This window comes from Proteus sp. TSJ240517 (assembly GCF_047921575.1).
In the GTDB taxonomy this organism is placed as follows: Bacteria; Pseudomonadota; Gammaproteobacteria; order Enterobacterales; family Enterobacteriaceae; genus Proteus.
The window spans coordinates 26,584-41,680 of the sequence record NZ_JBLRMH010000002.1; the positions used below are offsets into that span (position 1 = coordinate 26,584).

Genomic DNA, 15,097 nt, shown 5'->3' on the forward strand with positions numbered 1-15,097 from the left:
AAGGAAGCCGTTTTAGAGCTTCCTTTTTTAAGTGAGTTAAATCACATTAATTGACTAGTGGTTTACAACTACGATAATCGTAATATGTTTTAATACACATTCAATTTAGACATTGGAAAAAAATTATTCTTCTGTTTCTTCAATATCTGCTGCATTATCACTATCGTTAGTAAAATCAGCTGCGCTAGTAAATTCGCCTGCATGATTTAATAACATTTCACGTAATTTAGTGTTTAACTCATCATACATTTCAGGGTGTTCTTTCAGGTAAGTTGTTGCATTGGCTTTACCTTGACCAATTTTCTCACCATTGTAGCTGTACCATGCGCCAGCTTTCTCTACCAATTTATGTTTAACACCTAAATCAATCAATTCGCCAAAGGTATTGATACCTTCACCATACATAATTTGGAATTCAGCTTGTTTAAATGGCGCTGCAATTTTGTTTTTCACCACTTTAACGCGTGTTTCACTACCAACAACTTCATCACCGTTTTTAACAGAACCGATACGACGAATATCTAAGCGAACAGATGCGTAGAATTTAAGTGCATTACCACCTGTTGTAGTTTCTGGGTTACCAAACATAACACCGATTTTCATACGAATTTGGTTGATGAAAATAAGCAATGTGTTGGAGTTTTTCAGGTTACCCGCTAATTTACGCATGGCTTGGCTCATCATACGAGCTGCTAAACCAACGTGCGAATCACCGATTTCACCTTCAATTTCTGCTTTTGGCGTTAAGGCAGCAACGGAGTCAACAACGATAACATCAACAGCACCAGAACGAGATAACGCATCACAAATTTCTAAGGCTTGTTCACCTGTATCAGGCTGAGAACATAGCAGGTTATCAATATCTACACCTAGTTTTTTAGCGTAGATAGGATCTAAAGCGTGTTCAGCATCGATGAATGCACAAATTTTGCCTTCACGTTGAGCAGCAGCGATAACTTGTAGAGTTAACGTTGTTTTACCAGAAGATTCTGGGCCATAGATTTCAACAATACGGCCGCGTGGTAAACCACCAGCACCTAAAGCAACGTCTAATGATAAAGAACCTGTAGAGATGGTTTCAACGTTCATGGAACGATCTTCGCCCAGACGCATGATAGACCCTTTACCAAATTGCTTTTCAATTTGACCAAGTGCTGCGGCCAATGCTTTTTGTTTGTTTTCATCAATAGCCATGTTATCTCCCTCTGGGCAGTGAAGCATAAATATGGGTCACTACCATTAAAACGTATATGATTTTGCTTGTTGAAATTCATTATACTGTATAATCATACAGTATCAAGTTAATTATTAATAATTTCTTTAAGGATTGATTTTAAAGAAAAAATAACAGATGCCGCTCTTACCTGCTCTCGTGAACCACTGAATATACAGTGTTTTGCCGTAGTTTGAATACCTGTTGGTGTTTTCATTGCAAAGCCAAACCAAACTAAACCAACGGGTTTTTCTTCGCTACCACCACCAGGGCCTGCAATACCGCTAACAGACACTGCAAAATCTGCATTAGCGGCTATTCGTGCCCCTTTAGCCATTTGAAGAACGACTTCCTCACTCACCGCGCCGTATTTAAGCAAAGTTTGTTCATCAACGCCTATCATTTCATGCTTTGCTTCATTGCTATATGTTACAAAGCCACGGTGATAATATTCAGAACTTCCTGCAATATCAGTGATAACTTTCGCAATCCATCCGCCAGTGCAAGATTCAGCGGTTGTTATCGTGCTCTTCTTTTCAAGTAACGCTTTACCCACCTCAATACTTAGGCGGGTCATTTCATCGTAATTTATCATTAAGGTTCATCTAACCTCTATTCTAAATCTCACTGTTTAAGATTTCTTTCTGGTGCAATCCCATAACCATAGACCACCAATTGCTATGGCAAAAATAGCACCAAACCCAATTCCGATAGCAACGACAGAGACACCAATGCTCGTCACCAGTGAGAACAATCCAAGCATTAATAGCATTGCCGTATTTTCACCTAGGTTTTGTACAGCAATAGCATTACCAGCACCTACACTGTGCTTTCCTTTGTCTTGTAATAGCGCATTCAATGGCACGACAAAGAAACCACCAAAAACACCGATGATGATAAGAATTAGGTAAGATGGAATAATTGAGGTTTGCAATGAAAAGTAAACAACACCAAGACCAATTAAAATACCGGCAGGCATACAGCGGCGTACTGTTTTCAGTGTTACAAATTTAGCGGCAAGCCCCGCACCGACTACAATACCAATGGCAACCATCGCATTTAATATAGTCGGTGTCGTATTATCAGTCATACCTAGAGCAATAGGTACCCACTGAACAAGTAAAAAACGCAATGTAACCCCTGCGCCCCAAAACATGCTGGTTCCCACTAAAGAAAAACGACTTTCTTTATCAGCCCATAAGGTACGCGTTGCCTCAAGAAACTGTGTGAACATTTTTTTAATGTTCCAACCTCGCCCGATTTGAGCCGCTGATAATTTGGGTATACTAAAGTTAACAAATACCGCTAAAGCATACATTGCAGCGCAAACACCTAATGCAAGCACAATGCTCCAATCTGAGAGCAAACCACCAATCACTGAACCTAATAAAATAGCAGCAATCGTTGATGCTTCCATTAAACCATTAGCTTTTACTAAGCGTTCACCATCGGTAAGTTCGCCTAAAATGCCATATTTAGCAGGAGAATAAACAGCAGCACCAATTCCCACTAGAGCATAACCAAGGAAAGGATCTGAGCCGACACAGATAAGAAATGCACCTACGAATTTTAAAAGGTTCCCACTGAGCATTACCCTACCCTTAGGATTACGATCAGCAAACTGCCCAACAAAAGGTGCTAAAAGAATAAAAGCCAGCACAAATACCATTTGTAAAACAGGTTGGCTCCACTCAGGGTAAAGCGCCGATTTAAACTGAGCGAGGATCGCAAACAATAATGCATTGTCAGCAAAAGCAGAAAGAAATTGCGATATCAATACCGCTTTCATTCCTCTACTCATTAAGGGGGGCTGACTAATATTCTCTGACATTAGTTATTTTCCTGTTCAGCAAGTTTTTTCAATGAGACAAAATCCGTTTTCCCACTTCCTAAAACAGGAATTTCTTTGATAAAACGAATATCCTTTGGTACAGCAATTTCAGCAACACCTTCCGATTTTGCCAATGCTGATAGCGTACTACGATCTAATTGCTTATCGGTTGTAAACAGAACTAATGATTCGCCTCTACGTTTATCACTTATTGTCACAACAGCGTGTTCACCTTTAGAGGCTTTACGTGCAAGTTGCTCAACACCTTCAAGAGAAACCATTTCACCCGCAATTTTTGCAAAACGTTTTACACGCCCTTTAATAGTACAAAAACCTTCACTATCAATAGCAACAATATCACCAGTGTCGTACCAACCTTCTTCGTCAATACCGTCAGCATTGGTTGCGACAGGGACTTCCAATTTTTCAGGTGATTCTACACGTAAGTATCCCATCATTACGTTAGGACCACGAAGTTGTAATCTACCGCCTTCGGTAATACCACTCATTGGAATTAAACGCCCTTCCATACCCGGCAATAAGCGCCCTACTGTATGAGCTTTGGCACTCATAGGTACGTTGATTGACACAACAGGTGCGCATTCTGTTACGCCATAACCTTCTAAAATACGAATACCGAATTTCTCTTGCCATAAAACACGCGTTGATTCAGAGAGCTTTTCAGCCCCAGCAACCACATATCTAACTCTGGCAAAATCATAAGGATGGGCAAACTTTCCGTAGTTTCCTAAAAAGGTTGATGTACCAAATAACACCGTACAGTTTTGGTCATAGACTAATTCAGGTACAACTCGATAGTGTAACGGGCTTGGATAAAGAAAAACGCGTGCGCCCAAGCAAATTGGAGTTAGCAAGCAAGCAGTTAAACCAAATGCATGGAATAACGGCAATGCTGACATAAATTTGTCTTTCGGAGAAAAATCAGCAATAGCACGAATTTGATCAACGTTAGCCAATAAACTTGAATGGCTGTGAACAACACCTTTAGGCGTACCTTCAGAGCCTGATGTAAATAGAATAACGGCTGCATCATGTGCATCTTGCGGTAACATCGCTTTTTTAGGCGTAATAAGATGTTTAATTACCCAACGTTTATCTTCGCTGGTGACAGTATCTTTTAGATCCTCAAGATAAATCCAATTAGCTTCAGGGGTTTGCTCAGGAATATGTAATAAATTCCCTTTTTCTAGAAACTGGCGTGATGTAAAGATGGTTTTGATTGATGCGGCTTTCATCGCATTTTGTACACCTAAACTACCTGCCGTGTAGTTTAGCATTGCCACAACACGTTGACGCATTGTTGCACCTAATAGTGCAGCCGCAGTTACTGTTGTATTTGGAAGCAATAAGCCTATACGCTCTTTAGGTTCAGTGTAGCGCTCAATCAATCGACTGATCCCTAACGTTTTTTTCAGTAATCCTTGATAAGAATCTTCTTTTAGGTTGATATCAGAAATTAGCGGGCTAAATCGACCATATTGAGACATTGCCTGTAAAAATGCTTCATACAGCGTGATATTAGGACGTGTTTGCATGATGGCTTCCATCATGATGTCACGCATGGCTTCACCCGCTAATCGGCGACGCTCAGAAGATTTTTCAGCTTTTGGCATCGGCAAATCAACAGCAGGAAGCACCTTGATGGTGATTTTAGGAAAGAATTGAGACTTTACTCGTAAGCTTTTACGTACTCGTGAAAAATAGCTGAATTCAGCCCCTTCAATTCTAACAGGAACAACTTTAGCGCCTGATTTTGCGGCAATAAAAGCAGCACCTTCATAAATTTTCATTAAACCATTTGTTACAGTGATCCTTCCTTCTGGGAAAATCACAACTGGGCGGCCTTTATCCACTTCTTTAACTAACTGACGCACGGCCATTGGGTTAGCGGGATCTAAAGGTACGATATCGGCATAACGACCTAACCATCTTGTCGTTTTTGCAGAAGCAACAGAGGTATAAACAGCAAATACAGGATTAATAGGCAGGAATAAACGTAATAATATACCGTCAATAAAAGAAGTGTGATTTGGTGTAATTATACATTTTTCATATTGTGAAAACTGATTAACAAGTCCTTCAATTCTTATTCTAAATAAGAATTTAAATAGTGTTTTAAAAAACGCTATCAACATCATATCCATATCTCATTTTGCTATAATTAGCCTTACTATAAATAGGATGTGATGAAAATAAAATAGATGTTCCCTGTTTTATCCTTTATATCAGACGACTTCTTAATTATTTCGTGAGTTTTGCGAGAATTGCCTCAATAATCTCATTTATAGGTAATCCCGCATCAACAATGATATCAGCACATTGCAAATATAAAGGTTCACGTTTAGCCAAAACGTCATTCATTTCTGAAACTAACGTTTTACCTGTCAAACTTGGTCTTTGTGCTTCATTTGGATCTTGGGACAAACGCTTAACTAAAGTTTCAAGAGATGCCCGTAAATAAATAGTAACACCTGAAGATTTCATATAAGCACGATTTTGATCTGCTAAAATCATACCACCACCCGTTGAGATAACTTGGTTAGGCTGACTAACTTGGACTAATGCTTCTGATTCAGTTTGACGAAAAAAATCCCAACCTTTCTCTTGAACCATTGAAGATATAGTTTGTTGATATTTTTGAGTTATCCAATCATCCGTATCAATAAATCTATAATCTAAAGTGAGGGAAAGTGCTTTACCTACTGTTGTTTTTCCTGCACCTCTAGGTCCGATAAGGTAAATTGTACTATCCATAAAATGCACTATCTCCATAGTGTGTTCCCTTTTAGGGGTGTAATTAAAAATTTACATACTGTAAAGTATGAAATATCATACCTGATGTAACAAAAAAATAAAGCCACACTTTAGAAAAGTATGGCTTATTTAATCATCTTAACACTTAGCTACGAATTGTATTATCACCGTAACCAATCCATTTATAGGTCGTTAAGGCATCTAATCCCATTGGCCCTCTAGCATGTAATTTCTGTGTACTAACAGCAACCTCGGCACCTAAACCGAATTGTCCACCATCAGTAAAACGTGTACTTGCATTAACATACACAGCAGCAGAATCAACTTGGCGAACAAAGCGATCAGCATTAGAGATAGATTGCGTTAAAATAGCATCAGAGTGTGCAGTACCATAACGGCGAATATGGCTAATAGCCTCAGTTAACCCACTCACTACTTCTACATTTAAATCAAGTGATAACCATTCATCGCAATAATCAGCATCTTTCACATCAACAACAGTAGCTCCGCCTTTTTTTAACCCTGCTAATGCCTTCTCACTTGAATGCAAAGTCACCTTTTGAGCTGCCATAGCATCACTTAGCTGTGGTAAAAATAGATCTGCAATCTTTTCGTGTACTAAGAGCGTTTCTAAAGAGTTACACGCGCTTGGACGTTGTACTTTCGCATTTACGATAACTGTTAATGCTTTTCCTAAATCCGCACTTTCATCAACAAAAGTATGGCAAACGCCGATACCACCAGTAATAACTGGAATGGTTGATTGTTCACGGCAAAGTTTATGCAACCCTGCACCACCTCGTGGAATAAGCATATCAATATACTCATCCATTTTTAGCATTTTAGCGACTAACTCACGATCAGGCTTATCAATCGCCTGAATAGCACCAGCAGGAATACCACATTTTTCTAATGCTTGCTGAATAACAGCAACAACCGCTTGGTTAGTATGATGAGTTTCTTTTCCACCACGAAGAATAGCCGCATTACCTGTTTTCAAACATAAAGAGGCGACATCAATTGTGACATTAGGGCGAGCTTCATAAATAACACCTACAACCCCCAACGGCACACGGCGACGCTCTAAACGTAAACCGCTATCTAGCATACGGCCATCAATAACTTGACCCACAGGATCTTCTAAGCGACACACTTGTCGTACATCATCTGCAATGGCTTTTAAACGTGCAGAATTTAGTAATAAACGATCAAGCATAGCGGCATTAATATTGGCTTCACGAGCCGCTTGCATATCTTTTTCATTTGCTGCAAGAATTGAAGCTTCTTGTTGTTCTAATAAATCAGCCATAACTAGTAATGCCTGATTTTTTTGCTCTGTTGATAGTTGAGCTAAATGCCAAGATGCCTCTCTTGCCGATTTACCCATTTGTTCTAACATCAGAAGGCTCCTTAGCTAACAATCATATCATCACGATGTACGGCAACACTGCCATACTCATAACCTAAAATTTGACTAATTTCTTGTGAATGGTGTCCTGCAATTAGACGCAGTGCATCACTATTATAGTGTGCAACACCATGAGCGAGATCTTTACCTTGTAAACTTTGAATGCGGATAACACATCCACGAGAGAAATCGCCTTTAATTTCTTTGATACCTTTTGGTAAAAGGGAGCTACCTTTTTCTTTAATTGCGTTTTCAGCTCCTTCATCAACCACTATCACACCAGCTATTGGCGCACCAAAGATCCACCGCTTACGCGCTTCTAATGGACTTTGTAAGCCATGAAATAACGTTCCAACAGGTTCATTATTGATAACTTTAGCGATAACTTCAGGTTGTACGCCTGCCGCGATGACAACATCAATACCCGCACGCCCTGCAACGGTTGCTGCTTGTAGTTTTGTTGCCATACCACCCGTACCTAAACCTGATACGCTATCACCTGCCATTTGGCGTAACTCATCATTGATATCAAAAACTTCAGGGATCAATTTAGCATCTGGATTACTACGAGGATCAGCGGTGTAAAGCCCTTCAATATCCGTTAGTAATAACAGTTTATCTGCACCGCCTAAAATAGCCGCTAATGCCGATAAATTATCGTTATCACCCACTTTAATTTCCGCGGTAGCAACAGCATCATTTTCATTGATAACGGGGATAATATGGTTATCTAACAGTGCATGTAAGGTATCGCGTGCATTTAAGAATCGTTCTCTATCTTCAATATCAGCACGCGTTAATAGCATTTGACCAATATGAATACCATAGATGGCAAATAACTGTTTCCATACTTGAATTAAAGCACTTTGCCCCACAGCGGCAAGCAACTGTTTTGAAGCAATAGTTGCAGGCAAATCAGGATAATTCAAATATTCACGCCCTGCTGCAATTGCACCTGAAGTGACAATTATAATCCGATGCCCTTTTTCGTGTTGTTTAGCACATTGGCGAACCAGCTCAACAATATGAGACTGATCCAGACGTCGTGAACCACCAGTAAGTACACTTGTCCCTAATTTAACAACCAGCGTTTGGCTGCTACTCATAACATTTACCATTCTTGTTGATTATTTAAAAAGATAATACACAGTTTTATCAGGAGAGAAGCGTTATGCCAACTGACATAACGCAAAATCTATGAAAAGTTGCCCTAACACAAAATTAGGGCTGAATGGGAAGCGGAAATTTGTTCATTTTTTCATCTGGAATGAGTGTCATCTCTAATTCACTCACCGCGAGTTGAAGAAATTCATGAAAACGAATAAGTGTTTCATTAATTGACTCAACAACATCATTCTTACTGATGTTCTGATGGAGCCAATCACCATTTTTATCGAATAGCCCAATTTGATAATGATAAATGAGCTGTTCATTATTGCGTTCTAATTCCATCCACCAGCCCCAAAACTCTCGTTTTTCCGGCGCGACTTTTTTATTTACACAAACAGCTAAACAGTCAAAAAAGAACTGGCTCTCTTGGCATTGTTGCTCTCGGATATATGGGCCGATTTGAGCAAAACGCTTTAATAACTTACCTCGGGTAGGGTTCAAAGATGAAGTCATAAATTCAGTCTCCTTAGAAACTCTACTGTTATATAATCTAATATAATTAGCAAGTTATTGTTCAAAATTAATTATATTAATTTATCATAGATCCAATCTGCGCTTTTTTGTAACGCGAGCTCTAAACCTTCGTAAAGCGGCTTATCATTAATAGCAAGAATGTCACCATCCATAGAAGAGCGTGCAATTAACTGCGAATCCTCTTTAGGGCTCATTTCATCACCTTTCCAATAAACCCCCATCATAGGAACAGGCATACGCCGCCCAATCAGGCCTTGGTTTTTCAGGGAGTAACTGCTCAATGATAATCGAAGATTATTCTCATCAATATTCCATAACCCTAAGCGACTTGCTAACACATCAAGATACATCACAGGAATTTTTTTCTGCAATTCAGCTTGGGTAAAGAAAGCGTGGATCAAAGGGCCTAAGACAACAACACTTTTAATCAATTTTGGGTAGATATAAGCTAAGCGCACGGCAATATTACCGCCAAAGCGAAAGCCCATCACACCAACACGAGTATGATCAATCCAAGGTACTTCAGAAAGTTGTTTTAGAACTTCACCTTGTAATTGGCATGTATCTTCCGTTAGTTTTTGTTTTACTGAATAACCAATTGCGGGCATATCCAGTGTTAGCATTGCAATACCTTTAGGGGAAAGGTAATTACGGAAAAAGCTGACATAATCGCTTTGTAAACCGTCTAATCCGCCACAAAATAACACGGTAGGATAAGGGCCTCTACAATCTTTGGGTAAATGCAGAAAACCCGTTGTCGTCCCTTTTCCCTCTAATTTAAATGTCAGTTTTTTGACTTCAAAAGAGGAGAATTTTGTCGCATTCTCAAAAGCTTTCATCGACAAAATAACTGCTTGATCCGCTAAAAAATCACCATTAATAAAGGGATATGCAGCAATACTATAAAGATGTGCGGCTTGTAACCAACAATCTGCTGCGGCATCACCAGACTCTTCACATAATGCTTTTTGTTGCCAGATCATCGCTTGATGTGACCATTCAAATGACCAGCCACCTTTACGATACCCAACAACAGTATCGATAAATTTTTCATCACTACGAGGTGCATCAGGCACCGCAATTCGGCTTAATACCTCTTCTATTTCAATAGGAGAAATACCTCGCCAAATCCATTGTAAACGTTGAATTGTTCGATACCAATTTAGCTGGCTTGTTCCATTTAATACAGAGTTTGTCGCTATATTTGATTTTGGATGTGTGTACTGTATTAATGTTGACGTTTCTGCGTGTTTTGCACGAGGCTTAAACAGTGTTTCAGAAAGGTTTTTGTTCTCTGTCATATCGCTCTTCAAATCAGTGGATATCGTGTAAAGGGGCTTAAAAGTCTGGCTTTATCATAGCATGAAATCGACGGGAACAATGTGTATCACGACAAGCAATCGCACGAAGACATCATAAAGAGGAAGAGAAAAGAGAAAAGAGAAAAGAGCTTAAAAACAAAAATCCCCGCCTAAGCGAGGATCTCAATTAAAACAGCAAAGCGAATGCTATCAACTTATTTTTGATCGCAAACAGGTGGAATAAAGGCAACACCCATATCCCAAGGCTGTTCAATCCATGTATTTTGCGGAATATCAACCACAAAATCATCCACTAAAGGACGCCCTTCTGGTTTTGCAAAAATAGTGACAAAATGCGCTTTTGGATACATCTCACGGATAACTTTAGCAGTACCACCAGTATCGACTAAATCGTCAACAACGATAAAGCCTTCACCATCACCTTCTGCTTTTTTTAAGATTTTGAGGTCACGCTGATGATCGTGGTCATAGCTAGAAATACAGACTGTATCCACATGACGGATACCTAATTCACGAGCAAGTAATGCAGCAGGGACTAATCCCCCACGGCTGACAGCAATAATGCCTGTCCATTGTTCGACTGGTAGTAAACGTTGCGCCAATTGACGGGCATGTATTTGCAACATATCCCACGTTACAACATATTTTTCGCTCATAATATTGTGATCCTAGCTACTGAAATTTCGAGAGAAGCTTTTTTGCGGAAAAAAAGGTTGCGCGAGATTATAGTGATTTGAGCACCTAAAAACCAGAGAAAACGTGAAAACAGGAGAGATTATCCTAATTTTTTTCTGTAATGTCTTTTTTCGATTAAAAAATGAACCATATAAAAAATGAATGCAAAATAGAGATCTAATTTCTTAGATAGAGATGTGAATAGAATGACGCATTCATCAGAAGAAAGTGATATTCTCAACTATATTGGCGTATAACGCTCAGAATAATAAAGCTAACCCTTAAAAAAGCGGTAGGCTATCAATAACACAGATGCTGTTAGAGGAGATCCATCGTGTCTGAACTATCTACTCTATCCCCACAACCACTATGGGATATTTTTGCAAAAATTTGTTCGATTCCACATCCATCACATCATGAAGAAGCCTTAGCTTCCCACATTCTTTCTTGGGCAAGTGAAAAAGGACTTTTTGCAGAGCGCGATGCCGTTGGCAATATTTTAATTCGTAAACCAGCAACCAAAGGCATGGAAGATCGTAAAACTGTTGTTTTACAAGCACACTTAGATATGGTGCCACAAAAAAACAACGACACCGTTCACGACTTCACTAAAGATCCAATTCAACCTTACATTGATGGCGAATGGATCAAAGCGAAAGGCACCACATTAGGTGCAGATAATGGTGTTGGTATGGCATCTGCATTAGCTATTTTAGCTGATGACACTGTTAAACACGGCCCATTAGAAGTGCTGTTAACCATGACTGAAGAAACAGGTATGGACGGTGCTTTTGGTTTACAACCGGGTTGGTTACAAGCTGATATTCTTATTAACACAGACTCAGAAGAAGAAGGTGAAATCTACATGGGTTGTGCGGGTGGTATTGATGTTAAAACCACAGTAAGCCTTTCTTACGATGCGATCCCAGCAGGTCACGTTGTTAAACAACTGGTTCTAAAAGGATTAAATGGCGGCCATTCTGGTGGTGATATCCATTTAGGCTTAGGTAACGCAAATAAATTATTGGCACGTTTTTTAGCGGGTCATGCAGAAGAATTATCACTGAAATTAATTGATTTCCACGGTGGTACACTGCGTAATGCGATTCCTCGTGAAGCAAACATTGTTTTTGCAATTCCAGCGGATAAAGTCAAAGAATTAGAAGCATTAAAAGTACGCTTTGAAGAATTGCTAAAAAGCGAATTAGCGATCGCAGAGAAGAATCTAAAAGTTGAATTAATTGATACAACAACAGATAAAAAAGCGTTCACCGCAGATTGCCAATCTCGTGTCATTAACTTACTTAATGCAATGCCAAACGGCGTTATTCGTATGAGTGACGATGTTGAAGGTGTTGTTGAAACTTCACTAAATGTCGGTGTTGTTAGCATTGTTGATGATAAAGTAGAAATTCTGTGCTTAATTCGTTCTCTAATCGATAGTGGTAAAACCTATGTTGTTAGCATGCTGACAGCATTAGCAAAACTGGCTAAAGCCGATATTGAAACGAAAGGCGGTTACCCTGGTTGGAAACCAGATGCAGACTCTCCTGTTATGCATTTAGTTCGTGACACTTACCAACAACTGTTTGATAAAGTGCCAAATATCATGGTTATCCACGCAGGTCTTGAGTGTGGTCTGTTCAAAAAACCTTACCCAGATATGGATATGGTTTCTATTGGGCCAACAATCCGTGGTGCTCACTCACCAGACGAACGCGTTCACATTAAGAGCGTCGGTCAATACTGGCAATTATTAACCGCGATTTTAAAAGCAATCCCTGCTAAATAATCTCGCTTTAACGTTAATAATGAAACCCGCTTATTGGCGGGTTTTTTGTTACTGAAGTCTCTGCAAAAAAATCATTTATCTCTCATTCTCAATGAATTTCCCTTAAATATCATAATTTATAGAATGCTAATTATTATCATTAGCATTAATGTTTAATGAGTGATATTTTCACTGCTCCGCAGTTAAAGTTAAAAATAAAAAATTCAAAGGGATCGATTGTGTCTAATAAAAATTATGCTGTTAGCGTCTTACTTGCCTTACCGCTAAGTCTGTTATCTGTTCAAATTCATGCAACAGTTAATCAAAATACGCCTGAAAAAATAGTTGTGACAGCAACTTCATCACAAGATCCACAAGCGCCTGTTTCAGGTTTTGTGGCAACAAAAACATTATCAACAAATAAAACACCGACTGAAATTGAAAAAACACCACAATCCATTAGCGTGATCACCCGTGATCAAATGGACGCTCAAGATGTCAGCTCAGTTTCTCAGGCGTTACGTTATACACCTGGAGTTTTCACAGAATATCGTGGAAGTTCTAATCGTAATGATGAGGTTTTTATTCGAGGATACAGTTATGCACCACGCTTTCTTGATGGATTAAGTTATGGAATGGGAGCTTCATCGTCAACTGGCGCAATTGATCCATGGCTATTAGAGCGTGTTGAAGTTGTTAGAGGACCTGCATCTGTTCTTTATGGCCAAGTAAACCCAGGTGGCCTTGTTGCAATGACAAGTAAAAGACCAACTGCATCCCTTATTCGTCACATTCAAGTACGTGCAGGTAATGATAAATTAGCAGAAACCGCTTTTGATTTTTCGGGTACATTGAGTGATGATAATCGAGTTCTTTATCGCCTAAATGGTATTGCTAAAACACAACATACCCAAATAAAAAATTATAAAGAAGAGCGTTTTGCGCTCGCTCCTGCCATTACCTTTTTACCGAATGAACAAACACGTTTAACATTATTAAGCTTTATTCAGCAAGAGCCTGAAGCCGGTTATCGTAATTTTTTACCCGCTTACGGTACAGTAAAAAGTACGCCAGAAGGTACTATTCCCTTTGATTTTGATGTCAACAATCCCGATTACCATAAGTCATGGCGCCAGCAATATGGTATAGGTTATGAATTCGAACACGAATTTAATGACACACTAAAAATTGTACAAAATGCTCGATGCAGCCATATTAATCAAAAATATAAATATCTTGTTTTTGGTTCTTTAAGAAAAGATAACCCTTATATTCTTGAGCGCCGAGCTCAACAAGAGCAGCGAGAAACAGATACTTTAGGAATAGATACTCGCTTACAAGCTGACTTTGCTACTGCAAAACTTAATCATACTGTGATTGCTGGTATTGATTATCAGTGGAGTAAAGATCAAGATAATTTACTTCGTGCAATGGGCCCCGAGTACGATCTTGATTGGCGTGATCCTAATTATCACTATCCAATTGATATGAGCTTACAAAAACCCGCAACCGATCAGCGACAAAAACGTGATCAAATCGGGTTGTATCTACAAGATCAGATCCAATGGAAAAATTGGATCTTACTTGCAGGCTTACGCCAAGATTGGGCTCAAGTTCGGACTCATGATTTCTTAGCTAAAAGCTATGTTCAACAAGATGATCATAAGTTAACGGGTCGCGCAGGGCTTTTATATTCTTTTGATAATGGTATTTCTCCTTATATTAGTTATAGCACCTCGTTTGAACCTAATTTACAAACTCGCCGCGCACCAGGAAGTGCCCCTTTTGAGCCTAGCGAAGGTCGTCAATTAGAAGCTGGAATTAAATACCTCACACCAAATGAACAAACATTGGCAACACTCTCTGTTTATCAATTACAGCAACGCAATGTGACCAACTACAATGCTGAAAAAGCGTATTTTGAACCAGTGGGTGAAATTAGAAGTCGTGGTGTTGAAGTGCAAATTAATAGCCAATTAACTGAAAATATTTCATTTATCAGCAGTTATGCTTATACCGATACTGAAGTAAGAAAAACCATTATTGCGGGAACACAGGGAAAAGAACTCCCTAGAGTTCCTAAGCACATGGCATCATTTTGGGGTCAATATGATGAAACATCAGGGCTATTTAATGGCTCTAAAGCAGGCTTTGGCGTGCGATATGTTGGCGTATCTCAAGGTGATACCAAAAATACAGTCAGTGTGCCCACAGTTACGCTTTATGATGCCATGATTGGCTATTCATTAGGTGAGTTATCACCTTCTTTAAAAGGTGCTGAAATTCAGCTTAATATGAATAATATTGCGAATAAACACTATGTTGCATCTTGTGCTGGTGATACTGCATGTTTTTATGGGATCGGCAGAACAATGACAGCAACAATGAATTATCGCTGGTAAGACTATATAGATTAACTACATAAATTAACTACGTTAGCCATAGCCTGTCTGTTGAT

General features: G+C 39.2%; 12 protein-coding genes. 2 read left to right on the top strand and 10 right to left on the bottom strand.

Annotated features, from left to right (window positions below):
* Window positions 1-123: 123 nt before the first annotated feature.
* The 10 genes from recA to gpt all read right to left on the bottom strand — a co-directional run bounded on the left by recA (window position 124) and on the right by gpt (window position 10,849).
* On the bottom strand, window positions 124-1,194 hold the full coding sequence (recA, locus tag ACNARN_RS03745; RefSeq protein WP_099075159.1) for a recombinase RecA: 1,071 nt from the start codon (window positions 1,192-1,194) through the stop codon (window positions 124-126).
* Between the two features lie 107 nt (window positions 1,195-1,301).
* Window positions 1,302-1,808, bottom strand: coding sequence for a nicotinamide-nucleotide amidase (pncC, locus tag ACNARN_RS03750; RefSeq protein ID WP_198632138.1), 507 nt, complete (start codon window positions 1,806-1,808; stop codon window positions 1,302-1,304).
* Between the two features lie 36 nt (window positions 1,809-1,844).
* The gene (gene lplT / locus ACNARN_RS03755) at window positions 1,845-3,044 is read right to left on the bottom strand and encodes a lysophospholipid transporter LplT (protein WP_198626085.1); all 1,200 of its coding nucleotides are present in this window, start codon (window positions 3,042-3,044) and stop codon (window positions 1,845-1,847) included.
* Window positions 3,044-5,203 carry a bifunctional acyl-ACP--phospholipid O-acyltransferase/long-chain-fatty-acid--ACP ligase gene (gene aas, locus ACNARN_RS03760; protein WP_198626084.1) on the bottom strand — a complete coding sequence of 720 codons (2,160 nt, stop codon included), beginning with the start codon at window positions 5,201-5,203 and terminating at the stop codon, window positions 3,044-3,046. The genes lplT and aas overlap by 1 nt, the downstream gene beginning before the upstream one ends.
* Before the next feature lie 103 nt (window positions 5,204-5,306).
* On the bottom strand, window positions 5,307-5,819 hold the full coding sequence (gene aroL / locus ACNARN_RS03765) for a shikimate kinase AroL (RefSeq protein WP_198620978.1): 513 nt from the start codon (window positions 5,817-5,819) through the stop codon (window positions 5,307-5,309).
* A 145-nt stretch (window positions 5,820-5,964) separates the two neighbouring features.
* On the bottom strand, window positions 5,965-7,218 hold the full coding sequence (locus tag ACNARN_RS03770; RefSeq protein ID WP_196534260.1) for a glutamate-5-semialdehyde dehydrogenase: 1,254 nt from the start codon (window positions 7,216-7,218) through the stop codon (window positions 5,965-5,967).
* 11 nt (window positions 7,219-7,229) lie between these two features.
* Complete coding sequence (gene proB / locus ACNARN_RS03775) at window positions 7,230-8,333, bottom strand: glutamate 5-kinase (protein WP_109373927.1); 1,104 nt, start codon at window positions 8,331-8,333, stop codon at window positions 7,230-7,232.
* A 115-nt stretch (window positions 8,334-8,448) separates the two neighbouring features.
* Window positions 8,449-8,850, bottom strand: a complete 402-nt coding sequence (gene crl, locus ACNARN_RS03780) for a sigma factor-binding protein Crl (protein WP_075672399.1) — start codon at window positions 8,848-8,850, stop codon at window positions 8,449-8,451.
* Between the two features lie 71 nt (window positions 8,851-8,921).
* Complete coding sequence (gene frsA, locus ACNARN_RS03785) at window positions 8,922-10,172, bottom strand: esterase FrsA (RefSeq protein WP_416304165.1); 1,251 nt, start codon at window positions 10,170-10,172, stop codon at window positions 8,922-8,924.
* A 215-nt stretch (window positions 10,173-10,387) separates the two neighbouring features.
* The gene (gpt, locus tag ACNARN_RS03790) at window positions 10,388-10,849 is read right to left on the bottom strand and encodes a xanthine phosphoribosyltransferase (RefSeq protein WP_006534780.1); all 462 of its coding nucleotides are present in this window, start codon (window positions 10,847-10,849) and stop codon (window positions 10,388-10,390) included.
* Window positions 10,850-11,202: 353 nt separating this feature from the next.
* Between gpt and pepD the strand changes: the two genes are divergently transcribed.
* The gene (gene pepD, locus ACNARN_RS03795) at window positions 11,203-12,660 is read left to right on the top strand and encodes a beta-Ala-His dipeptidase (RefSeq protein WP_416304166.1); all 1,458 of its coding nucleotides are present in this window, start codon (window positions 11,203-11,205) and stop codon (window positions 12,658-12,660) included.
* A gap of 218 nt (window positions 12,661-12,878) precedes the next feature.
* Window positions 12,879-15,041 carry a TonB-dependent siderophore receptor gene (locus tag ACNARN_RS03800; protein WP_416304167.1) on the top strand — a complete coding sequence of 721 codons (2,163 nt, stop codon included), beginning with the start codon at window positions 12,879-12,881 and terminating at the stop codon, window positions 15,039-15,041.
* The last annotated feature ends 56 nt before the right edge of the window (window positions 15,042-15,097 follow it).

Bases quoted from the DNA above. Each gene is read 5' to 3' on its own strand.
- crl (WP_075672399.1), bottom strand. From the start codon at position 8,850: ATGACTTCATCTTTGAACCCTACCCGAGGTAAGTTATTAAAGCGTTTT.
- pncC (WP_198632138.1), bottom strand. From the start codon at position 1,808: ATGATAAATTACGATGAAATGACCCGCCTAAGTATTGAGGTGGGTAAA.
- proB (WP_109373927.1), bottom strand. From the start codon at position 8,333: ATGAGTAGCAGCCAAACGCTGGTTGTTAAATTAGGGACAAGTGTACTT.
- recA (WP_099075159.1), bottom strand. From the start codon at position 1,194: ATGGCTATTGATGAAAACAAACAAAAAGCATTGGCCGCAGCACTTGGT.
- aroL (WP_198620978.1), bottom strand. From the start codon at position 5,819: ATGGATAGTACAATTTACCTTATCGGACCTAGAGGTGCAGGAAAAACA.
- gpt (WP_006534780.1), bottom strand. From the start codon at position 10,849: ATGAGCGAAAAATATGTTGTAACGTGGGATATGTTGCAAATACATGCC.
- aas (WP_198626084.1), bottom strand. From the start codon at position 5,203: ATGATGTTGATAGCGTTTTTTAAAACACTATTTAAATTCTTATTTAGA.
- ACNARN_RS03770 (WP_196534260.1), bottom strand. From the start codon at position 7,218: ATGTTAGAACAAATGGGTAAATCGGCAAGAGAGGCATCTTGGCATTTA.
- lplT (WP_198626085.1), bottom strand. From the start codon at position 3,044: ATGTCAGAGAATATTAGTCAGCCCCCCTTAATGAGTAGAGGAATGAAA.
- frsA (WP_416304165.1), bottom strand. From the start codon at position 10,172: ATGACAGAGAACAAAAACCTTTCTGAAACACTGTTTAAGCCTCGTGCA.